Below are 20,771 nucleotides of genomic sequence, written 5' to 3' on the forward strand. Positions count from 1 at the left end.
CCCCGACCCCGCGGCGTATCCACAGACGCCTTCGCGGGCAAGCCCGCTCCTACAACCACCAGCGAGCCCCCCGTAGGAGCCGGCTTGCCGGCGAAGGGAACACCCCCGACCCCGCGGCGTACCCACAGACGCCTTCGCGGGACACAAGGAACAGCGGCTACAGGGAGTTGAGCAAACGCCTGGACGGCTGCTCCGGCGGGTGGCAGGTGACGTTGTTGCGGCCGCAGGTCTTGGCCGCATACAGGGCCTGGTCGGCATCGTTGAGCCAGCCCATGGCGTCGTCGTGCAGGGGGTTGAAGGCCGCCAGGCCGATGCTCAGGCTGACCTGCAGCGCCGGGCTCTGTTCATAGCCCAGGGCCCCAAAACGACCGCGCAGGGCCTCCATCAGTTCGGCGGCATGAGCCAGGGGCACGTCCGGCAGGATCACGCAGAACTCGTCGCCGCCATAACGCCCGGCCAGGTCGCTGACCCGCAGATTCTGCCGCAGCAGCTTGCTCAACTGGCGCAGCACCACATCCCCGGCCACATGGCCGTAGGTGTCATTGATGGCCTTGAAGTGGTCGATGTCGATCAGGGCGATGGCGCCACCATGGGCCTGGCGCTTGCAGCGCTGGAACTCGATCTCCAACTGGTCCTTCCAGGCGCCATGGTTGAGCAGCCCGGTCAGGCTGTCGGTGCGGCTCAGGGCCAGCAGCTCGCGCTTGTGCCGGCCCAGGGTCACTGCCTGCTGATAGCAGATGTAGCCCAGGGCCAGCGGGTACAGGGTCAGCATCGGCAGGCAGGCATACAGCTGCTCGGGGCTGGTCTGGGCGACAAACGCCGGCCCGAACAGCCACAGGGCAACGCCCATGCCCAGCACTTGGGCCGCACTGCCGGCGAGGAAGAAACGTAACCCGCCCAGGGCCATGTTGTTCATGGCCATCATCCCCAGGGTGGTGGCCAGCGGCAGCGGATTGAAGTGCATGGCGCCGACCCAGAAGCCCCCCAGCAGCGAATCCACCAGCAGGTTGCGGTACTCGGCACGAAACGGCACCCGGGCCAGCCGCGCCCATTGGTAGGCCAGGTGCGGCCAGGCAAATGCATTGAACAGCATGAAACCCCAGACCCAGGGCGCCGGTTGCAGGGGCGCCATCCCCGCGGCCACGCAGAAAAACCCCAGGGCCAGGCCCAGGGTCCGTGACCGATAAAGCCTCCTGGCCAATGACAGTCCCTTCCCTCTGGTGTCCTGCGCAGGGAGCAAGTCGCCTCCGATCAGCAATGGGTAAAGGTGGAACGAGCGGGTGGCAAGCAACCGGTGAAAGTCTATCAGTCGCGTTTCAAAGCGCCATCACTGCCAACGCCCAGTTTCGGCCTGCCAGCGCCAGCAGATGGGGAATATTTGGCTATAACTGAGGGGCGGCCGATAACCGACTTCGCAGTGGCGAGCACGACGCGCGCCGCCCCTGAGCCGATCCAACCTGCCCCTGGAGGCCGCCGATGCTGGTGATCCTGGTCCTGCTGCTCCTTGCCGCACTCTGGTGCTACCGCACCTACCCGCGCATCGGCCACCTGCTGTACGACGCCAGCGTGGCCCTGGAAGCACGCCTGTACCGGCTGCAGAAAGTCCCGGTGCAGATCGGCGAAGAGACCCTGATGACCTACCAGGGCGGCCCGGCCCAGGCGCCGGTGATCCTGCTGCTGCACGGCCTGAGCGCGGACAAGAGCATCTGGCTGCGTTTTGCCCGGCACTTCAACCGCGACTACCGGTTGCTGATCCCGGACCTGGGCGGCCATGGCGAAACCGCCTATGCCGCGCACCAGGACTACCGTGTTCCGGCCCAGGCCCAGCGCCTTTTGCGCTTGCTCGACGCCTGCGGCATCCAGCGGGTGCAGGTGATCGGCAACTCCATGGGCGGCTATATCGCCGCCTGGCTGGCCGCCCATGCCCCGCAACGGATCAGCGGCCTGGCGCTGTTCGACCCGGCCGGCGTCGAAGCCCCCGAGACCAGCGACCTGCAGCACCTGCTGGAACAGGGCAAGAACCCCTTCCTGGTCCGCTCCCGCGCTGACTTCCAGCACTTCTACAGCCTGACCATGGCCGCCCCGCCCTGGGTGCCCGAAGCAATGCTGGCGGCCATCGCCGAACGCTATCAGGCGCGCCGCGGGCAACTGGCGCGGATCTTCGCCGAGCTCCAGGCCAGCCCGCCCATGGAGCCCGAGCTGGCGAAGATCCAGGCCCCGACCCTGCTGCTCTGGGGCCGCGAGGACCGCCTGCTGCACCCCAGCAGCGCCCAGGTCTGGGCCAAGGGCCTGCCCCAGGCCCAGGTGCAACTCTGGGAGGGCATCGGGCATATGCCCATGGTCGAACGCCCGGTGCGCAGTGCCCGACTGTACCAGCAGTTCCTGGAACGCCAGCGGCACTGACAGCGGCCCGCTCATGCATTCATTTGCAGAATGAAGTTCAGAGGAAACTTCGTTTGTCAGCCTCGGGCAGGCCCAGCAGAATCGAGGCCGACCCGCCCTTTCACGCCTCGCCCCTCTGCCACGGGAAGCCTGTTCATGAGCAACCAGCACTTCGTCAGCCCGGACCTGATCCGCCAGGGATTTTCCCGGGCGATGTCGGACATGTACCGCGAGGAGGTGCCGCTCTACGGCGCCCTGATGGAGCTGGTGGCCGAAGTCAACGCCCAGGTCCTGGAGCGGCAGCCGGCGCTTGCCCGGCACCTGCAGAGCAGCGGTGAACTGCAGCGCCTGGACCTGGAGCGCCACGGCGCGATCCGCGTCGGCAGCGCCGCCGAGCTGGCGACCCTGGCCCGGCTGTTCGCGGTAATGGGCATGCAGCCGGTGGGCTACTACGACCTGACCCCCGCCGGGGTGCCGGTGCATTCCACGGCCTTTCGCGCGGTGCACGAAGCGGCCCTGCAAGTCAGCCCGTTCCGGGTCTTCACCTCGCTGCTGCGCCTGGAGCTGATCGACAACCCGGAGCTTCGCAGCTTTGCCGAACAGGTCCTGGCCCGGCGCCAGATCTTCACCCCCCAGGTGCTGGAACTGATCCAGCAGGCCGAGGCTGCCGGAGGCCTGGACGCCGAAGACGCCGAGCGCTTTATCCGCCAGGCCCTGGAAACCTTCCGCTGGCACCACCACGCCACGGTGACCGCCGCCCAGTACGCCAGCCTCAGCGCCCAGCACCGGCTGATCGCCGACGTGGTGGCCTTCAAGGGCCCGCACATCAACCACCTGACTCCGCGCACCCTGGACATCGATGAAGTGCAACGGCTGATGCCTGCCCGCGGCATCACCCCCAAGGCGGTGATCGAAGGCCCACCACGCCGGGAATGCCCGATCCTGCTGCGCCAGACCAGCTTCAAGGCCCTGGAGGAATCCGTGGCCTTCACCGACCAGGCCGACAGCCAGGGCAGCCACAGCGCGCGTTTTGGCGAAATCGAACAGCGCGGCGCGGCGCTGACCCCCAAGGGCCGCGAACTCTACGACCGCCTGCTGAACGCCGCCCGCGACGCCCTGGGCGACTTCCCCAACGAAGCCAATGCCCAACGCTACAACCAGCTGATGCAAGAGCACTTCAGGGAGTTCCCCGATAGCCATTCGGCCATGCGTGAACAGGGCCTGGCCTACTTCCGCTACTTCGTCAGCGACGCCGGGCTGGCCGCGCGCAACCAGCCCCAGCGGCCCACCACCCTGGCAGCGCTGCTGGCGGCCGGGCACCTGAGCGCCGAACCCCTGGTGTATGAAGATTTCCTGCCGGTCAGCGCCGCCGGGATCTTCCAGTCCAACCTGGGGGACGACAGCCAGAGCCACTACGCCGGGCAGTCCAACCGCCAGGCCTTCGAAGCCGCCCTGGGCCGCGCCACCCTCGACGAATTGCAGCTCTATGCCCAGACCCAGCAGCGCTCACTGGAGCAGTGCGCCGCCACCCTGGGCCTGCCGGCGCTCTAAGGCGCAAGGCAGGCCCGCGGGTCGATGCCGGCCTTGCAGCCGGTGCGCTGCCCCCATGGTCATGGACCCGTCGCGGCGTTATTCTGCCGCCACTTGCGCCCCCATCAGCGGCGCGCCACCACCAGGGATGGACACGGCGAATGAGATTCGCGATCGGCCTGTTTTTATGCGCGGCACTCGGCGGCGCACTCACCACCCACGCCGCAGAAACCGTCAACGACATCACCCAGCTCAACCCCATCGTGGTCGATCAGGTGGTGCGCCCCACCACCCTGGAGCAGATCGTCCAGCAGGTGGCCGAACACCCCGGGCCCATCGCCATAGGCGGCGGGCGCTACAGCATGGGCGGCCAGACCGCCACCGAACACGCGCTGCAGATCGACATGCGCGGCTTCAACCAAGTGCTCGACTTCTCCAAAGAGCGCAAGGAAATCACCGTGCAGCCGGGCATCACCTGGCGCGCCGTGCAGGACTACATCGACCCCCACGACCTGTCCGTGAGCATCATGCAGAGCTACGCCAACTTCACCGTCGGCGGCGCCCTGAGCGTCAACGCCCATGGCCGCTACATCGGCTACGGCCCGCTGGTGAGCTCGGTGAAATCCATCAAGCTGGTGCTGGCCGACGGCCAAGTGGTGGACGCCAGCCCGCAGCACAACCGCGACCTGTTCTACGGCGCCATCGGCGGCTACGGCGGCCTGGGGGTGATCGTCCAGGCCACCCTGCAACTGAGCGACAACGTGCGCCTGCTGCGCAGCGTCGAAGAAATGCCCCTCGGCGACTACCGCCCCTACTTCCAGGCCCGGATCCACAACAACCCCAAGGTCATCCTGCACAACGCCGTGCTCTACCCCGACCAGTACCAGACCCTGCGCGCGGTGTCCTACAGCCAGACCGAGCTGCCGGTCACGGTCAAGGAGCGCCTCACGCCCCTGGACCAGAACTACTGGAAAGAGCAGAAAGCCCTGAAAGTGGTGAGCCAGTGGCCCGGCGGCAAGACCCTGCGCCAGGAAGTGATCGACCCCCTGGTGCTGAAAAAACCGCAAGTGTCCTGGCGCAACCACGAAGCCAGCCTCGATGTGCGTGAACTGGAACCCGACTCCCGGGCCAAGCGCACCTACGTGCTGCAGGAATACTTCGTGCCCCCCGACCAGCTGGAAAGCTTCGTCCAGGAAATGGGCGCGACCTTAAGGGCGCATAACGTCAACGTGATCAACCTGTCGATCCGCCACGCCAAGGCCGACCCCGGCACCCTGCTGGCCTGGGCCAAGACCGAGGTCTTCGCCCTGGTGCTGTACTACCAGCAGAGCACCGCGCCAGAGGAACGGGAGAAAGTCGGCGAATGGACCCGCGCCCTGGTGGACAGCGCCATCGAGCGCGGCGGCAGCTACTACCTGCCGTACCAGATCCACGCCACGGCCCAGCAGTTTCACGCGGCCTATCCCCGGGCGGGGGAGTTTCTCGCGTTGAAAGCCCGGGTCGATCCGCAGAACAAGTTCCGCAATAAGTTGTGGGATGCGTATGGGGTGGGGGCTGGAGGGAACGGAGCGCCGTAATGTTTGGCCAATCCGGGTATGGGCCGGCAACAGGATTCCTCCCCCGAAGGACGGCCCGGGAGCGCCGCCCCTTCAGGTTATCCATCGCTATACCTGCTTCCCGGACGATTTCAGATTGCCCACCTGCTCGGCCAGCAGGTCTTGCCAGCCAGCCGGCTGACCCTGATCGTTGGCGCTTGCCAATAGCCCGGCAAGGCGGGCGTCCTCCTTGTCCTGCGCCGCCTGTGCGGCTTCCAACGCTTGGTGGGCCACGAGGATTTTTTGCAACTCCGGGGTGGTGGCGGTGCTGGCGTTCAAGGGTGGCGGAGGCGGCATTGCCGCGACCAGGGCGACCACATCCCCCGGGGATTGAGTGAAGGCCCGCAGCCCATCCAGATTGCTCAGCATCGGCAAGGCCAGACCGGTCAGCGGGTCGAAAGCGCTGACTTGCGGCGAACCCGGCACCCCGACCTTGCCCGCCAGCACCGGCCGCGCCAGGGACGGCAGGAACAGGCCGAGCAACATGCGCGGGTCCTTCTTCTTGATGCTCAGGCCCACGCTGGCCAGCATCAGCCCCACCCCCACCACCCGGCCCGCGGTGGCCAGCAGCGACAGTTCCTTGTTCGACTCGTTGTCAAAATGCACCAGGCGAATGCGGAAGTAATCGGTGAACGGCTCGCGGGGACCCAGCGCCGAGGTGTTCATGAACCAGGCACGGGAGTCGTGGATCTGTTCGTCGAACAGCGCCACCAGGTCCTCCTTGCCCGATTTGGGCGTGTTGGGTGCGCTGAACAGATCTTCATAAAGCTCGGTGCCTTGCTTGTGCAGGTAGGCATACTCCTTGGCCTCGTCTTCCTCGTTGACCAGGAACACCGTACCGCCCAGCAGCAAATCCAGAACGCCGCCGACCTTCATGCTGTCGTCGAGCAGTCCCCACTCTTGTTTGTAGTCATGACGAAACTCGTCGGCGGCGCCTTTGAGTTGCTGGTGATCCAGGGGCGGGTCGAAGACCTTTTCCCTGCGCATGCCGTTGGCCTTTTCCTCACCACCGACGATCTGCACATGTCGCTGGTACTCCTTCTCCTGTGCCTCGGTGTAAGTCGGTACCGGTTTGCCTTTGGCGGCGGCCTTGGTTTCGGCATCATTGCGCGCCTGGATCGCCTCCCAGGCCTCGATCTCGGCCTTGGGCATATCCGGCGGAGCATTCTGATAGAACGGCTGCCTTTCCACCCCTCCGGCATAACGGTCGATGCGCCAACCGGTGATCAGCGCCTGTTGCCACTCGATCATGTCTTCCAGGGTGCCGGTGTGTTGAGCGGCGTCGGCTTGCCAGGCGTTGAAGCGTTGGATGAGTTGGTCGGAGACGTCGAACTCTCTTTCGATAGCTGGGCTCATTTTTCGCCATTTTTCATGAACTGCAGCCCGCCACGCAGTCTCCGGTACTTGTAACGGGGCGCCGGCCTTAAACGCTGCTGCATAAAGATGCTGTAAAGGTATTTGCGACAACAAATGCTTAGTACCAGACATCGCTTTACCTTGATCCTTAGGCGCATACCCTCCACCGACATCCGAGTGCACACCAGGGTAAAGATATTCGACGGTGCCACTACGGTAACTGGAGGGCTGAGTCGTATCGCGCTGGCCACTGGCGTTCTTTGGTCGGCGACGGATCGAGTCCAATGGAAAACTGGCCCGCTGTTCATGGGCTGATACCAAGTGCACGCAACGCTTGAGAAAGTGGCAGTCCTCAGGAATGGAAGTGTCCATGCAGATTGCTGACTCTTCATCAGGCAAACGCATGGTGCCATCAGCCCAATCCATATGCCCGGCGGTAAAGGGAAAACTATCGGCGATACCCACCGCCGCCACCGTGTCGCAGATACCGAGGAACTCAATGGAGATCGGCAGCCCGGCAAAGCGATACTCCACTGCGCCATCGCTGCCTTGGCAACGGGTCAGGGTTTGCAGCCAATTGGCAAAAGTTCGGGCTTGTGCAGCGCCTCTGGAGAAGCCATAGACATATAGGCGCATGGCCAAGATATGGGGTTTCTCGCCTGTATCTCTTCGCTGCTGTAGCACCTTTTCCAGGTTATCTATATAGGGACGCATGGCGGCTTCACGTTTTTTTTCGCCATTTTCCAGTAGACCTAAAGTTGCCACGTTGCCATACCAACAAGTAGCCATGTCCTCCACCAGAGACTGGGTTTCGGTCACTGAAAGAAGTTTTTGTCTCGGAATTGCCCCCTTTAACGCTGCTATCAGTCGAGTAAGGCCCCAGTTGATTCGGTTTTCACCACCACTGGCAGCTATCAACCCCCAATTACTGGGTACCATTTCCTTAATATCAGGAAAAACCGTACCCACACCTGGACTGTAATACCTGAAATAGCCATTCTCCCGAGTCGTATCATCCGATCCTAGACTCGCATGATAAAGCCGAGCCATATTGCTACATGAAGAAGGATTCGAAGCACTATCAGCCTCATCATTATTGTTTGTCCCATCAAACACCAATGTGATATGCAAAGTCTTACAGCAAGGTGTTCCACTGTATGAATCGCCCCTGACCTCAGAAAATTTACGCTGCTGCTCACTGAATTCGTCTTCATCACGTCTTTGTCGACTGATATTTTCCGAGAGACGTTTAGGATCTGTAGGTAAAAGCCTAGCCAAAGGAAAATCCGGAGCAATTAACGTATTAGCAGAATGATTTTTTTTATCATTCTTTATTATTTCAGACATACCTTTGGCTCCTCCATAGTCAGCGGATAGTTATAAGAATAACCTGGATCATCCCTCCTAATGTTTTCAGCAGAAACACGCACTTGATCACAAGGTAAAAAATGCACTTTCAAAACTCCTACGGTATCGTACCGAGGAATATCTACAACAGCTTTATGCCTAGAGTAGTTAGCTGCATGACGTTCATAATCCACGTCATCAAATTGGCCATACTGATCTCGTTTAATGTACCCATCAGGATCCGGATCTTTTTCCCACTCAACAACAGCCCTCAATCCTGGAACCCAATAACGAGGAACAACGCCACAGCAAACTTCGCTACCACCACCTTCATGTGGCCCCAAGTTCGGCCCACCCGCCCCATTCACCGAAAACCTATTAATCGCCGCCGAAGTATGGTTATACCCCGTCACTGGAGCCGACAACATCTTCGACTCAGACTGACAAGCGCTTGCAGTCAACACTCCGGCGGCCAATGAGCACACACGAACAACATTCAAAAACCCAAAGTAACCACTCGCTAAATAGCTTTTCATAATTAGCCCTAACATACTTCAGGCTCCTCCATAACCATCGGATAGCTGTAAGGATAACGCGGATCAATTACCTTGATATTATCTGCAGAAACACGTACTTGATCACAAGGCAAAAAATGCACCTTCAAAACCCCTGCGGTATCGTACCGAGGAATATCCACAATAGCTTTGTGACGCGAATACTGTTGTTTCTCCCTTGCCATTCGCTTATTCCAAGCTTCAGAATATGGGCGCTCTGGCCATTTTCCATAAGAATATGGATCGGGATCTTTTTCCCACTCAACAATAGCTCTCAACCCTGGCACCCAATGACGAGGAACAACACCACAACAACTTTGCTTTCCACCGCCTTGATGTGGCCCTAAGTTTGGCCCACCCGCCCCATTCACCGAAAACCGATTAATCGCCGCCGAAGTGTGGTTATAGCCCGTCACCGGCGCCGACAACATCTTCGACTCAGACTGACAAGCGCTTGCAGTCAACACACCGGCGGCCAATGAGCACACACGAACAACATTCAAAAACCCAAAGTAACCACTCGCTAAATAGCTTTTCATAATTAGCCCTAACATACTTCAGACTCCTCCATTTCCATTGGATAGTTGTAAGGATAACCAGGGTAGCCTGGAGACGTTCCAGCAGCAGTAAAACGGACCTGATCGCAAGGTAAAAAATGAACTTTTAATACACCTGGACTATCGTACCGAGGAATATCCACAACAACTTTATGCCTAGAGTAGTTAGCTGCATGACGCTCATAATCCACATCATCAAATTGGCCATACTGGTCTCGTTTAATGTAACCACGAGGATCGGGATCTTTTTCCCACTCAACAACAGCTCTCAACCCTGGAACCCAATAACGAGGAACAACACCACAACAAACTTCCCCCACCCTGATGCGGCCCCAAGTTCGGCCCACCCGCCCCATTAACCGAAAACCGATTGATCGCCGCCGAAGTATGGTTGTACCCCGTCACCGGGGCGCTCAGCATCGACGACTGGCTCCGACAGGCGGTGACCAGCAACACGGCACTCAACCACGCGGCCAATGACACTGCGGTCTTCCAGTTCCGCGTTTTGCACATCCACTTCATGGCATCCCCTCCCCTACTCATCCACCACGAACGGCGAGTTATCCAACAGCCACTGGCGAATAAACGCTTGCCGTTCCTCGGGTGCTTGAAGCCCTTGCTGGCAGGCCGCCATCTGGCTGTGGAACAGGTGGCGCATCAGGCCTTCCTCGCGGCTCAGGCCGTAGTGCTGCGGGGTGGCGCTGTGCTCGCGGCGGTGCCAGTCGGCGTCGGCCCAGGCCTTCAGGCTGGCGACCTGCGCGGGGTCGAACAGGAAGCCTTCCGCCGTTGGGGCGTCGCTGTGTCGGGAGTAGTGCCCCAGCAGCTGCTGTGCCCGGTGGTCGCGGTCGAGCCAGTGCCAGGCGATCACCGGGCCATGCAGGACGCGGCCCTGGGCCGGGGTCAGGGCTTCGCTCACCGGCAGGAACAGGCGCGGGTCGTAGTAGCGCAGCACCCCTTGTTCGCGGCCCTGGTTCCACTGCGCCTGGGTGCAGCGACTGAGATGGGCGGCCAGGGCCTCGAAGGGCCAGGGGCTGAGCAGCGCCAGTACGTGCTGGGTGCAGTCGACGGTGCTGAAAAAGGCCTTCAGCCAGGTTTGATGACGCAGCTTCAGCCGCAGCAGCAATGGCCCGGCATCGGCGATGGCGGCTTCCGGGGTGCTGTCGAACAGCTTGGCCAGTGGCGGACCGTCGACCAGGGTCGCCAGTTCTTGCAGCAGCGGGTAGTCGAGGCGGGTGGCGTCGATCAGCAGGTCGAGGTGCTCGTGCTCCAGTCGGTGCACCTGCTGCCACAGCAGCTCGTGCCACAGCGGGTTGCTCGTATACATGGCGGGCTCCTCTAGCGCGCTTCCAGCGCTTGGTTGTTGGCCTTGGCCCGGGCCAGGCACTCCTTGCACACCGGCACCGGCGGGTTGGGCGCGGCGACCTGGGGCAAGGCCCCCGGTACGTCACGGTCCGCCGCCCCCGGCTGCAGCGGCGGCTTGATGGCAATCCCGCTGCCGCTGCCCGGAGCACCACCGGCGTTCACCTTCACCAGTGGCCCCTGCACCGTGATGCCGCCGGGGTCGAGCTTGATAAAGCTGCCGCCGGCCTTGAGGGTCATTTCCAGGGCCGCTTCGATGACGATCTTGTCCCCGGCCTTGAGGTGGATCTCGCGGCCGGCCTGGGTCAGTTGTGCCACGCCCAGTTTGAGGTGCTGGGTGCCGGCCACGGTGAGGTGGTCGTCGGCGCGGATTTCGGTCTTGCGCGCGCCGTGGGTGGTGCGGTGTTCCTCGGCCTTGAATTCGCTGTAGGCGTTTTGCTCCACGGTGTCGTGGCGTTCGTGGCCGATGCGGATTTTCTGGTCGTGCTGGATGTTCTGGTCCCAGTCGCGCTGGGCATGGACGAAGATCTGCTCGGCGCCCTTCTTGTCTTCGATGCGCAGTTCGTTGAAGCCGCCGCCCCCCGGCGAGCTCAGGGTCTTGAACAGGCTGCGGGTCTTGTTCGCCGGCAGTGCGTAGGGCACCTCATGTTCCTTGTGGTACAGGCAGCCGCTGACCAGCGGCTGGTCGGGGTCGCCCTCAAGAAAGGTCACCAGTACTTCCATGCCCACCCGGGGAATGGCGAGGGCGCCGTAGCGGTCGCCGGCCCAGCCGGAGGCCACCCGCAGCCAGCAGCTGCTCTTGTCGTCGCCCTGGCCTTCGCGGTCCCAGTGGAACTGCACCTTGACCCGTCCGTACTGATCGCAGTGGATCTCCTCTCCTTCCGGGCCGGTAACCACCGCGGTTTGGCTGCCCAGTACCTGGGGCTTGGGGTGCTTGAGCGGCGCGCGGTAGAACACGTCCCAAGGGGTGGCCAGAAAGCGGTTGCGGTAACCCTGCTGGAAGCCATCGCTCGAATCGCTGTCGCTGGTAATGGATTCTTCCAGCACCTGGGGCTGCTTGCCTTCGTGGGTCACCTGGGTCAGCAGCCAGAGGTCGTTCCAGTCCCTGCGCGGGTGCTCGGACAACTGCAGAAAGTGCCCGCTGACCAGCCGTGGCTCATCGCCCCAGCCCTCGGCTTGCAGGTAGTCGGCGCGGTGGCGTTCCAGGGCCCGCTGGCTGAGGAACTTGCCACGGACACGGTCGGTAAAATGGCCGGGGTAGTCGTAGTCTTCCAGGTCCGGTTCCTGGCTCTTGGCCTCGGGCTTGTAGGCGGATTCCAGGAGCAGGCGCGGCTTCTCGAAGTCGTAGTCGCGGCGGCTGGTGCGGCTGGTGCGCGCTTCCAGGCGCACGCTGAAGCCCTTGATCACCGGCTCGTCGGCCACCAACCCGCTGCCGCGCACGTAGGCGGTGGGCCGGCTGAGCTTGGGAAAGGCGGTCTGGTTGTCGCTGAACACCAGCAGGTGGCCGCCACGACTGTGCTGGAAGTGGTAATGCAACCCCTCCTCTTCGCACAGGCGCTGGATGAAGTGCAGGTCGCTCTCGTCGTACTGCACGCAGTAGTCGCGCTCGGGGCATGGGTGCTCGATCTGGAACTGATAGGCGTCGGCGAGGATCCCGTGCTCTTCCAGGATCGTGGCGATGATCCGGGGCGCCGCCCATTGCTGGAAGATCCGCTGGTTGCTGCGGTGGCGCAGGTAGTCCAGGCGCGGCACCAGGGTCACCTGGTAGTGGCTCAGGCGCTTGCCTGCGTCGCCCTGGGCCACGCGCCGGATCTGCCCGTGAATGCCGCGGCCCTGGGGGTCGAAGGCGAGGAACGCCAGCTTGTGCAACAGCCCTTGCAGGTCAAGGGCCGGGGCTTCGCTGACCAGCTCCAGCTCAAAGCAGAACGGCTGACTGATGCTTTCACTACCCTTGAATGCCAGGACCTGCAGGTCACTGGCGAAGTCTTCGACCGTCAAGCTGAAGTGGGTTTCATTGGCCGGATTGAACATATTCGACTCCCTGTTCGTTGGTCATCGTGGCCGCCTCTGGAGCCAACCACGCAGCCAGCCCCCCTGATGGGCGACAGCGTGGTACAGCTCTTCAACGCTGATGGCGCGATCCCGAGCATCCAGCGCCAGGGCGGTGCGCAAGGCCGGCCAGCAGTGCTCGGGCAGGTGCCGCGGGCGTTGCAGTTGCAGGTCCAGCCGCTGCTCCCGGGCGTCGGTCGACGGCAGGCGCCGGTACGGGTGCTTGCCACCGGCCAGCTCATGGATCACGCAGGCCACGGCAAACAGCTCGGCCGTCGCCGACAGTGGCTCGTCGTCCAGCAGTTCCGGGGCGGCATAGCCCGGGGTCCAGGCCTTGAAGCGCTGGCGGTTGAGTTGTGGCAGGCCCGGCAGCAGGCCGTGGGCGGCGCGGCCCAGGCCGAAGTCGAACAAGCGCAGGCCGTCGTCGCCCAGCATGAGGTTGCCGGGCTTCAGGTCGCCATGCAGCACACCCCGGCTGTGGCAGTAGGCCAGGGCTTCCAGCAGCGCCAGCACCGGTTCCCGGGCGTCGCTCCAGGGCAGGCCCAGGGGCCATTGGCACAGCAGTTGGTCCAGGGTCATGCCCTGCATCAGTTCCATGGTGATGAAGGCGCAGGCGTACTCGGTGTCCACCTCGAAGCTGTGCAGGCGCACGATATTGGGATGGCGCAGGCGTCGGGTCAGGGCGAACTCGCTGTAGAGCAAGGCGCCGGCATCCGGCGATTCGGCGAAGGCTTCACTGATGAGCTTCAGTGCCACATAGGGCTGGGGCTCACCGAACTGCTCGTGCAGCAGGTCCCGGGCACGGTACACCACGCCCATGCCACCGGCCCCCAGCAGGCGCTCCAGGCGGTAACGACCAGCCAGCACCTGGGGCAATCCACCCTGAGGTGTCAGGGCCTTGAGCGCGGGCGCAACCGGGCTGCGCGGCTTGCCCCGCCCCTTGGGCTTGCCTCGCCCTTTGCTCCGCGCCTTGGCCCCCGGGGCCTCGGGCGCAGGGGCTGCGGCCAACCGGGTCAGCTCGCCCGGCCGTGGCGACGGCCCATGGCCGCGGGCCATCGGCAGGTTCATCGGCGCACCACCACGGCGGTCAGGTTGTCTCGCGCGGCGCCCCCCAGGGCATCGTCGAACAGCCGCTGCAGGGCCACCTGCGGCGCCGCCAGGCTCAGGGCACGGCCCAGGGCGTTGCGAGTCATGTCCTGGTACAGGCCATCGCTGCACAGCAAGAACACATCATCGGGGTAGACCTGCAGTTCCAGCACCTCCAGGCTCAACCGCTCGCCGGCCCCCACCGCCCGGGTCAGGGCGTTGGCGGCCGGGTGCGAGCGCGCCTGCTCCACGCTCATCTGCTGCTCGTCGATCAGCTTCTGCATCAGCGAGTGGTCCCGGGACAGTTGGTACAGACGCTGCTCGCGCCACAGGTAGCAACGGCTGTCACCGGCCCACACACACGCCCCGCGGTCCCCCTGCAGCAGCAGCGCCACCACGGTGCTGCCCATGATGCTGTCGCGCCGGCCTGCACTCACTGTCAGTTCCTGGCCCAGGCGCCGGTTGAGCCAGTGCAGGCACTGGCGCAGGCTGTCAAGGCGTGCCTCGAAGCCGCCTTCCAGTGGCAACTCGGCCAGGCTGGCGACAATCAGCTGGCTGGCGATGTCCCCGCCCTGGTGCCCGCCCATGCCATCGGCCACCACCCATAGACCCTGCTCCGGACAATCGAGGAAGGCATCTTCGTTACGTGCCCGGACCTTGCCCGGGTCAGTGCGGGCTGCACTGCGCCAAGCGCCCTTGGCGATCATCAGAGCTGCACCGGCAGGCGGAAGCTGCGCAGCACCGCCAGGTCGAACGGGTTGGGGGTGCGCTGGCTCTGCAGCAAGTAGTTGGCCCGCAGCCCGCCCAGGTCGGCCTTGAGCACCATCACATCGCGCCCGGTCAGGTACTCGGTCTGCATCAGGTCCAACAGGCGGAACAGCGACCAGGGGCCGGTGTTCTTCTCGATGCCGATGGGGCGTCCGGCAAGCTGCTCCAGGACCAGGCTGGCGCGCCCGTTTTCCGCGTCAGTGGGCCATTTGAATGCCACCGGCACGATCGGGCCGTGGCGGTACTCGATCAGCTGGTTGCCGAAACGGAACTCGGCGCGGCTGACGGACGGGTCCAGGGTGTAGGGCTCCAGGCGGAACTGCACCTGGGGTTCCCCGGGGTTGTCGGCGAAGAAACTCTGACGGATGACCAGGGCCGCCGCCATCTGATCCAGGTAGGTGCGCGACATCGGCAGGCTGCGACCGTCGATGCTGCGCAGGCGGTAAGTGCCCGGGTCGCCGCTGACGAAGGGCCGCAGGTAACTGTCGAAGAAGCGCTCGGCGATGCCCTGGGCCTTGAAGAACTCGCGGAAGTCGCTGATGGCCACATCGCTGCTGCTGTGGGCATCGAACGGATAGCGCTTGCTGATGGCCTTGCCGTAAAAGCTGTACAGCTCACCCTGGTAACGCTGGTTGAGGTACTGGTAGGCATCGTTGAGCACCAGGCTCCAGGTTTCCTCGGCCATCAGGGTGAACCAGGCGCTGACCGGCCGCGGCAGGCGTGCCGAGGTGGTGCGCAGGGCGCTCAGGGCGTCGCGCTGACCGCTCATGCGGCTCTTGGCCATTTCGAAGGCTGCCTGCTCGGGGTTGCTGGAACGGGCCAGCTGCGCCAGTTGCAACTGCAGGTCGTTGAGCGCCTGCAGCGCCGGGGCCAGGTCGGCGGTAGGCCCATTGTTGTCGTCCAGCAAGCGGTGCAGGGGTTCGAAGCGGCTTTGCAACGTTTTCTTCGCCGTGTCCGGGAGCTTTTTCAGCAGGCCGTCCTGGGCCTTGCCCGCCACCGCCGAGGCCACCTTGCCCAGGGCCCCGCCGCCCGCGGCCTGGCTGGCAGCCTCGGCCAGTTCGTCACTGGGCTCGGCCAGCACCGGAAAGCGGGTGTTCTCCCGCACTTCCACCAGCAGTTGCACGATGGGCGAGTTGGCCGAGGTCAGGCCGGCCACCTGGTCCGCGCCTTCGGCGGCGTCGGTGATGGGCTCCAGGGCTACCCGGCCCACGGCTTCGCCCCAGTGGTTGGCGTAGTCGCGAAAGTACAGCTGTTCCAGCTTGACCATCAGTTGGCGCAGGTCCATGCCGCTGATGTCGCTGCCCTCGCCCAGCACCCAGTTGTCATGCAGGATCTCGCTCACCAGGCTGGCGCCCTTGATCGAAAAATACTGCTGGTAGCCCTGCTGGGTATAGAACCCCGGAATCACGTAGTCGGCCCCCACCAGCAGGCTGCCCTGGGGCCCCAGGTTCTGGCTCAGGCGATAGTCCGGCAGGCTCCGGGCCTGCTCGCGCAGCACCCGGTAGATCACGTCCGCCAGGGATTCGCTGCGCAATACCTGGCGCGCCTGGGCCACCAGCGGCTCATTGAGCGGGTAGCTGAAGGGCTGCTGCAACAGGCGTTCGAAATGCCGGTTGAGGCCGTTCTGCACCGCGCTGTTACCCGTGTAGCGCCGTGACCAGTCACTGGCCACCCAATCCCGTAGCCAGCTGGGGTCGCGGCGCTGCTCAAGGTTGAGCATCAGGTAGGCCCGCAGGCTGTTGAGCAGCCGTTCGCGGTCTTTCAGGTTGGCGCGGATCTGCCCTTCGAGCATCGAAGCCACCTGGGGCAGCAACTGCTCCTGTAGCTCACGCTCATAGGCAGCCCGCACCACCGGATTGCTGGCTTCGCCCTGGTACAGGCCGACGCGCTCATGCAGCGCCACTTCGCCCTTGGGCGCAAATACCTGGGTGGCCTGATAGCTCAGGTCCAGGGCCTTGAGCGTCGCCATGGCATCGCTGCGTGCGCTCAGAGAGGCCCGCTGCTGAGTCCATTGTTGGGCCAGCTCGCGCAACTGCTCCAAGCGCCCGTGGTTGGCCGAAAACCCCGTGGCCCACACCAGCCCGAACAGCCCGAGGGAGCCCAGCGCCCCCAGGTAAAGGGCCCGCTGCCCCCAATGGATGCGCCACCGCTCACCCTTGTCCAGGCCCGCCAGTTCGGCTTCGGGGAAGATCACCCGGCTCAGCAGATGATGGATGAATCGCGAACGGCCGCTGTGCAGGGTCGGCAGCACGCTGCTCTGCAGCCCCAGGTTGGCGCCGATGCCGGCAGTGTCGGGGTCGAGCTGCTGGCTCAGATGCGGCGCGCTGGTGAGGTAGAAGCCCCGCAACTGGCTGGCCCGCTGGTAGCGGTTACCGGTGAAAGCCATGTCGACGAACAGGCACAGGCGCTCGCCGATCAGCCCCAACTGGTGCGGGAAGTCGAGGATCCGCCCGCGGCGCTGGGTGTCGCGCTCCTGGTGCATGCGCATGATCATCTGGCTGTTGAGGCGCCGCAGCAGGTCCTCGAATTCGTCCCGCAGCACCGCCACATCGGTGCCGTCCTGCTCCTTGCGAAAGCTTGCGCCGAACACCTGGTCGCTGTCCTCGCGGCTCAACTGGTCGAAGAACTCATCGAAGCCGAGCAACTGGTCGGCCTTGCTCAGCACCAGGTAGATCGGCAGGTCCACGTGCAGCCTCTGCTGCACTTCCTGCAAGCGGCTGCGCACCTGGCGCGCGAAAATCTCCAGAGCCTGCTCGTCGTCGCCCTGCAGCACTTCCACCGGCAGGGTCAGCAGCACGCCATTGAGCGGGCGGTTGCGTCGCCGGCTGCGCAGCAGTTGCAGCAGGGTGCTCCAGGCATGGCCGTCGACCTCGCCATCGGGCTGGGTCAGGTAGCGCCCAGCGGTATCGATCAGCACCCCGTGCTCGGCGAAGTACCAATCGCAATGAGCACTGCCCTGGGTGTCGCGGGTCAGCTTGCGGTCGATCCGGTTGAGGGGAAACTCCAGGCCGGAAAAGTCCAGCAGGCTGGTCTTGCCGCTGCCCTGGGGACCAATCAGCAGGTACCAGGGCAAATCCTGGCGCCAGCGCTCGCTGTGCCCGCGATACAGGCTGGACGTCTTGAGGGTGCGCAGCGCTTCCTTGAAACGGCTGCGCAGTTCTTTCTGCTCATCGTCGATGCGCTGTTCACGCTGCAGGCTGGCCTGGCCCTCCTCACTGTCTTCCCGGGCACTCTTGCGCACCCCGGCACGCCAGTTGACGAACACCATGCTCAGGCCCCAGGCCAGGCACAGCAGGCTGATGGTCAGCAGGCGCGAGATGGCGCTTTCCCAGAAGCGGTAGTCATCCACCGCCAGCAAGGGCCCGACAAACCACACCACAAGCGCCACCAGCAGTACCAGCAACAGGGTCCAGACCCAGGTCCTGGCGAGGAACGCGGTGGTTTTCTTCCATAGAGTCTTCATTGCAGTTTCCCGTCTTGCGGCTGGGCCGTGAGCGCCGTCGAATCAAGCTGCCGATAAGGTTGCAGTACTGTGTCGCGCTGCTGCGCAAGCACCCAGGCGAACCCCGAATACATCACCGCCAGGCTCACCAGGGTGAACAGCGCCACCGTCCACCAGGGCACGATACGCACCAGGCCCGGGCGCTGGTGGCCCAGGCCTTGCCATTGCGGCGACAGTTCCCGGGGCACATCGCCGCGCAACTGGCGGATCTGTCGGTACAGGGCGTCGCGGATGCCTTCGAGCTCCAGCATGCCGCGGGGCATGACCCGGTACTTGCCCTCGAACCCCAGGGACAGGCACAGGTACATCAGCTCCAGCATCGGTAGGTGGCGCACCGGGTTGCGGGTCATCTGTTCAAGCAGTTGAAAGACCTTCTCGCCGCCGAAGGTCTCGCTGTGGAAATGGCTCAACAGGCTCATCTGCGACCATTCGCTTTCATTGCCCCAACTGGTGGTTACCACCGCCTCGTCCACCACCGTGCACAGCACGTAGCGGGCGCTCATGACCTGGCCGCCGTCGGCGCCGTTGTGCAGCGCTCGGGCCTCGAACAGCTTGACCCCGGCGTTCAGTTGCTGGTTGAGAGCGACCATGTCTTCGCTGTTGACGCTGTGCTTGAGCCGCACCACCTCCGATAGCAGCTCCGAGGCGGCCGCCACCAGGGCGTTGAGGCTGACGTTGAAGGCTTGCGCCGGCTGCAGGCGCGCGGCGTAGATCATGCGTTCCTCCAGTTGCTCGAAACGCGGCGACGCGGCGAAATCGGTCAACGGGCCGGGGCCCGCGTGCTGCTCCTGGCGATCGAGGAGAACGGTCTTGCTGTCGTCCCCGTGGTAGTCCCTGTCCTTGATCATGGCGCTCAGTTCCTGATGGCCCAGAATTTCAGCTCCAGCTCGGAAAACTCACCGGAAACGTGGAAGGCAAAGCCTCCGGAACGTTCCAGCTGGGTCAGTTCCTGGGCGCTGAATTCGAGAATGAAATAGGTCTTGCTGGAGTGGAACGGGATCTGCCGTGGCGCCACCGATAGCGGTTTAACCTTGATACCCGGCAGGTGCAGGTTGACCAGCTGGCGAATGTTCTCCACCGGGCCGACCTTGAGGTGCGCCGGCAGGCGATGGCGCAGTTCCTCGGCATCGCAGTTGGCGCTGACGGCGAGCACGAACGAGGACGACTCCAGCAGGGTGTGGTCGTTCAGCGCCGCCACCAGGATGCCGTACTGGCGCTCCTGCAACAGCAGTTCGATGGCGTGCTGTTCCAGGACCATCGACAGCACCTGGCGAATGGCGTCCATCAGGCTGCGAAAGCTCGCGCCCTGGTCGCTGTGCTGGTAGCGCGTGTCCAGGCGCGGGCGCTTGCTCTCGCTGGAGAAGGTCGACAGGTCGCCGAGCATGGTCAGCAGGCTGCGATACAACTCCTCCGGGTGCACCTGCTGCAGGTCCAGGTAATGGCGCAACAGCACCTCGGTGCGGTTGATCAGTTGCAGCATCATGAAGTCGCCGACCTCGGCGCCACCGACCTTGCCGTTGGAACGGATCCTTTCGGCGATGGTGTCGCCACGGTGCGCCAGCATGCTGATCACCTCCTTCAGGCACGACAGCAGATAGGGGCTGGCATGGGTCTGGATGAAGGTCGGGAAGAACTCTGAGTCGAGGCTGATCACCCCTTCGGCGTTGCTGCCCTGGATCTCGCAGACCTTGAGCTTGACGTAGGCCTGATCGCTTTGTTGCTCGCCGAGCAACAGGCGGAAATCCGGCCGGCCACAGCTGATCTGGCTGCTGGAGTCGTCGTCGGCATTGGAGTCGGCAACCTGGGTCTCATAAGTGATGTAGCGCGCCAGCACATCGGCCTGCTCGGCGCGGCGCGCCTCGATATGGTTGCCGGTGACCAGGGGTAGCGCCAGGTACACCGAGGTCTTGCTGGTGTTGGCCGGCACGTCAAGGGCCAGGGGCTCGCTGCTGTCGCCCAGGGCGAACAGCGAACCGTCCGGCAGAATGCCCTGGGCGTGGCTGATCACCAGCTTGCCCATGTTCAGGTACTGCAGGTCGATCTCCAGCCCGAGAAAACCCCAGGTGTAGCTGCCCAGCAATTGGGTGCGGGTCTTGAGCTGATGGTCGAAATAGCGATCGTTGTGCTGGAAGTGCTGGGGCCGCAGCAGCATGCCTTCCTGCCAGATAACCTTGTGTTCGTTCATGGTCGCTCCCCCTCCCGGACCACAGGTTGCAGGCGGTTGCGGATACCCGCCTGGTCGAGAATCAGCTCACTGCGGGTGACTTGCATGGCGGTTACCGGAATCACATAGCGCCAGCGGGTTTCCGGCAGGTCGCGGTAAGCCGCCAGCACACCGACATAACGGCTCTGGCTGTCGACGCTGAGCTTGAGCTCGACGCTCTCCCCCGGCCGCAATTCCAGTTCCTCACTGGCCACCAGGTCCGGCGCCAGGGATTCCTTGGCTCGCTCATAGAGGCTGAAGAAGTCGGCATTTTCAAAGGCCACCGGGTGCTTGAGCTCCATCAGGCGCACCACGATGGGCGAAGGCCGGCCATTGAGGTCGGGGTTCAACTGGTCACTGGCACTTAGCGTCAGGTCGAGCTTGGTCAGGCTGGAATACGGCGACAGAGAGGCGCACGCGGACACCAACAGCACTGCGAACAGGGTCGAGGTGCGCAGTGCTAAAGCCTTGCAACGGGGCATG

At 63.7% G+C, this 20,771-nt stretch carries 15 protein-coding genes and 1 pseudogene; 3 read left to right on the forward strand and 13 right to left on the reverse strand.

What is annotated here, in order from left to right:
* Nucleotides 1-157: 157 nt before the first annotated feature.
* Nucleotides 158-1,240 carry a diguanylate cyclase gene (locus BLS75_RS17565; protein ID WP_072451710.1) on the reverse strand — a complete coding sequence of 361 codons (1,083 nt, stop codon included), beginning with the start codon at nucleotides 1,238-1,240 and terminating at the stop codon, nucleotides 158-160.
* Nucleotides 1,241-1,476: 236 nt separating this feature from the next.
* Between BLS75_RS17565 and BLS75_RS17570 the strand changes: the two genes are divergently transcribed.
* The 3 genes from BLS75_RS17570 (at nucleotide 1,477) to BLS75_RS17580 (ending at nucleotide 5,489) form a co-directional block, all read left to right on the forward strand.
* Nucleotides 1,477-2,403 carry an alpha/beta fold hydrolase gene (locus tag BLS75_RS17570; protein WP_072451411.1) on the forward strand — a complete coding sequence of 309 codons (927 nt, stop codon included), beginning with the start codon at nucleotides 1,477-1,479 and terminating at the stop codon, nucleotides 2,401-2,403.
* Nucleotides 2,404-2,538: 135 nt separating this feature from the next.
* Nucleotides 2,539-3,933: a 2-oxoadipate dioxygenase/decarboxylase HglS gene (locus tag BLS75_RS17575; RefSeq protein WP_176876757.1), complete on the forward strand. Its 1,395-nt coding sequence runs from the start codon at nucleotides 2,539-2,541 to the stop codon at nucleotides 3,931-3,933.
* A 140-nt stretch (nucleotides 3,934-4,073) separates the two neighbouring features.
* Nucleotides 4,074-5,489 (forward strand): FAD-binding oxidoreductase, encoded by a 1,416-nt coding sequence (locus tag BLS75_RS17580; RefSeq protein WP_072451413.1) that lies wholly within the window; start codon nucleotides 4,074-4,076, stop codon nucleotides 5,487-5,489.
* Between the two features lie 87 nt (nucleotides 5,490-5,576).
* Here BLS75_RS17580 and BLS75_RS17585 read toward each other — a convergent pair whose 3' ends face one another.
* The 12 genes and pseudogenes from BLS75_RS17585 to tssJ all read right to left on the reverse strand — a co-directional run bounded on the left by BLS75_RS17585 (nucleotide 5,577) and on the right by tssJ (nucleotide 20,770).
* Entirely contained in the window at nucleotides 5,577-8,210 is a 2,634-nt protein-coding gene (locus tag BLS75_RS17585; RefSeq protein ID WP_072451414.1) for a T6SS phospholipase effector Tle1-like catalytic domain-containing protein, read from the reverse strand.
* Nucleotides 8,198-8,761 (reverse strand): Tli1a family immunity protein, encoded by a 564-nt coding sequence (locus BLS75_RS17590; protein WP_239690676.1) that lies wholly within the window; start codon nucleotides 8,759-8,761, stop codon nucleotides 8,198-8,200. The genes BLS75_RS17585 and BLS75_RS17590 overlap by 13 nt, the downstream gene beginning before the upstream one ends.
* The gene (locus tag BLS75_RS17595; protein ID WP_239690685.1) at nucleotides 8,755-9,195 is read right to left on the reverse strand and encodes a Tli1a family immunity protein; all 441 of its coding nucleotides are present in this window, start codon (nucleotides 9,193-9,195) and stop codon (nucleotides 8,755-8,757) included. The genes BLS75_RS17590 and BLS75_RS17595 overlap by 7 nt, the downstream gene beginning before the upstream one ends.
* Before the next feature lie 116 nt (nucleotides 9,196-9,311).
* Nucleotides 9,312-9,834, reverse strand: a pseudogene (locus BLS75_RS17600) (DUF3304 domain-containing protein).
* A 22-nt stretch (nucleotides 9,835-9,856) separates the two neighbouring features.
* Nucleotides 9,857-10,645: a toxin Tle1 chaperone Tla1 gene (locus BLS75_RS17605; RefSeq protein WP_072451415.1), complete on the reverse strand. Its 789-nt coding sequence runs from the start codon at nucleotides 10,643-10,645 to the stop codon at nucleotides 9,857-9,859.
* An 11-nt stretch (nucleotides 10,646-10,656) separates the two neighbouring features.
* Complete coding sequence (tssI, locus tag BLS75_RS17610; protein WP_072451416.1) at nucleotides 10,657-12,711, reverse strand: type VI secretion system Vgr family protein; 2,055 nt, start codon at nucleotides 12,709-12,711, stop codon at nucleotides 10,657-10,659.
* 21 nt (nucleotides 12,712-12,732) lie between these two features.
* The gene (locus BLS75_RS17615; RefSeq protein ID WP_239690677.1) at nucleotides 12,733-13,797 is read right to left on the reverse strand and encodes a serine/threonine-protein kinase; all 1,065 of its coding nucleotides are present in this window, start codon (nucleotides 13,795-13,797) and stop codon (nucleotides 12,733-12,735) included.
* Nucleotides 13,794-14,522, reverse strand: coding sequence for a PP2C family protein-serine/threonine phosphatase (locus BLS75_RS17620; protein WP_072451418.1), 729 nt, complete (start codon nucleotides 14,520-14,522; stop codon nucleotides 13,794-13,796). Before BLS75_RS17620 ends, BLS75_RS17615 begins: the two co-directional genes overlap by 4 nt.
* Complete coding sequence (tssM, locus tag BLS75_RS17625) at nucleotides 14,522-18,046, reverse strand: type VI secretion system membrane subunit TssM (RefSeq protein WP_072451419.1); 3,525 nt, start codon at nucleotides 18,044-18,046, stop codon at nucleotides 14,522-14,524. Before tssM ends, BLS75_RS17620 begins: the two co-directional genes overlap by 1 nt.
* Nucleotides 18,043-18,933, reverse strand: coding sequence for a type IVB secretion system protein IcmH/DotU (gene icmH, locus BLS75_RS17630; protein ID WP_072451420.1), 891 nt, complete (start codon nucleotides 18,931-18,933; stop codon nucleotides 18,043-18,045). The genes tssM and icmH overlap by 4 nt, the downstream gene beginning before the upstream one ends.
* 5 nt (nucleotides 18,934-18,938) lie before the next feature.
* Nucleotides 18,939-20,270 (reverse strand): type VI secretion system baseplate subunit TssK, encoded by a 1,332-nt coding sequence (gene tssK, locus BLS75_RS17635; protein WP_072451421.1) that lies wholly within the window; start codon nucleotides 20,268-20,270, stop codon nucleotides 18,939-18,941.
* Nucleotides 20,267-20,770 (reverse strand): type VI secretion system lipoprotein TssJ, encoded by a 504-nt coding sequence (gene tssJ, locus BLS75_RS17640; protein WP_072451422.1) that lies wholly within the window; start codon nucleotides 20,768-20,770, stop codon nucleotides 20,267-20,269. The genes tssK and tssJ overlap by 4 nt, the downstream gene beginning before the upstream one ends.
* Nucleotide 20,771: the final 1 nt, after the last annotated feature.

Source organism: Pseudomonas sp. NFPP12 (genome assembly GCF_900103205.1).
GTDB lineage: Bacteria > Pseudomonadota > Gammaproteobacteria > Pseudomonadales > Pseudomonadaceae > Aquipseudomonas > Aquipseudomonas protegens.

Excerpts from the sequence above, each read along its gene's own strand:
- BLS75_RS17570 (WP_072451411.1), top strand. The coding sequence starts at position 1,477 with ATGCTGGTGATCCTGGTCCTGCTGCTCCTTGCCGCACTCTGGTGCTAC.
- BLS75_RS17575 (WP_176876757.1), top strand. The coding sequence starts at position 2,539 with ATGAGCAACCAGCACTTCGTCAGCCCGGACCTGATCCGCCAGGGATTT.
- BLS75_RS17580 (WP_072451413.1), top strand. The coding sequence starts at position 4,074 with ATGAGATTCGCGATCGGCCTGTTTTTATGCGCGGCACTCGGCGGCGCA.
- BLS75_RS17585 (WP_072451414.1), bottom strand. The coding sequence starts at position 8,210 with ATGTCTGAAATAATAAAGAATGATAAAAAAAATCATTCTGCTAATACG.
- BLS75_RS17590 (WP_239690676.1), bottom strand. The coding sequence starts at position 8,761 with ATGTTAGGGCTAATTATGAAAAGCTATTTAGCGAGTGGTTACTTTGGG.
- BLS75_RS17595 (WP_239690685.1), bottom strand. The coding sequence starts at position 9,195 with ATGTTGTCGGCGCCGGTGACGGGCTATAACCACACTTCGGCGGCGATT.
- BLS75_RS17605 (WP_072451415.1), bottom strand. The coding sequence starts at position 10,645 with ATGTATACGAGCAACCCGCTGTGGCACGAGCTGCTGTGGCAGCAGGTG.
- tssI (WP_072451416.1), bottom strand. The coding sequence starts at position 12,711 with ATGTTCAATCCGGCCAATGAAACCCACTTCAGCTTGACGGTCGAAGAC.
- BLS75_RS17615 (WP_239690677.1), bottom strand. The coding sequence starts at position 13,797 with ATGAACCTGCCGATGGCCCGCGGCCATGGGCCGTCGCCACGGCCGGGC.
- BLS75_RS17620 (WP_072451418.1), bottom strand. The coding sequence starts at position 14,522 with ATGATCGCCAAGGGCGCTTGGCGCAGTGCAGCCCGCACTGACCCGGGC.
- tssM (WP_072451419.1), bottom strand. The coding sequence starts at position 18,046 with ATGAAGACTCTATGGAAGAAAACCACCGCGTTCCTCGCCAGGACCTGG.
- icmH (WP_072451420.1), bottom strand. The coding sequence starts at position 18,933 with ATGATCAAGGACAGGGACTACCACGGGGACGACAGCAAGACCGTTCTC.
- tssK (WP_072451421.1), bottom strand. The coding sequence starts at position 20,270 with ATGAACGAACACAAGGTTATCTGGCAGGAAGGCATGCTGCTGCGGCCC.
- tssJ (WP_072451422.1), bottom strand. The coding sequence starts at position 20,770 with ATGCCCCGTTGCAAGGCTTTAGCACTGCGCACCTCGACCCTGTTCGCA.